The 474-nt window shown below is 63.3% G+C and carries 1 protein-coding gene; it reads left to right on the top strand.

The features are described 5' to 3' along the window. A partial coding sequence (locus JF781_RS28195) for a GMC oxidoreductase (protein ID WP_225341382.1) occupies positions 1-124 on the top strand: 124 nt, incomplete at its 5' end. Positions 125-474: the final 350 nt, after the last annotated feature.

Here is a 474-nt window from a genome sequence, read left to right as displayed (position 1 = left end):
GAGGGGCGTGGCGGGACTGCGCGTGGCCGATGCATCGATCATGCCGAGCATCGTCGGAGGCAATACGAATGCCGCGGCGATGATGATCGGAGAACGGGCCGCCGAACTGATCATCGGCGCTTGATGCTCGTCGGCTGATCGCGCCGATCACGCACTGTCCCAAGGCAGAACGCATCGTCGGAGCCTCATACGGCGAATGCACCAACCCGATTCTCGAATCCCCCTCGGGGATCGAAACCCCTTGTCGAAAAGCAACATACCTGGTTCGTCGTTTCCTGGCCCGTGCGCCGTGGGGGTCACGTGGAATTGCAGCGGTCGGACTGTACAACGATGTCTCTCGGTCGGCCTTCCGGTTGCGCGATCTGCCACGAACTGGCCTTACCGGCGGTGAATGGTCCCGGGGCTCCTTGAGATTGGTAGTAGCCGCGCGGATCCCAGGTCTTCGCCTGTGGGTACGGCCACGGGCAGGCGACG

Source organism: Mycobacterium sp. WUMAC-067 (assembly GCF_020217485.1).
GTDB lineage: Bacteria > Actinomycetota > Actinomycetes > Mycobacteriales > Mycobacteriaceae > Mycobacterium.
Note: the sequence above shows the minus strand (reverse complement) of the source record. Positions and strands in the feature narration are given on the sequence as shown.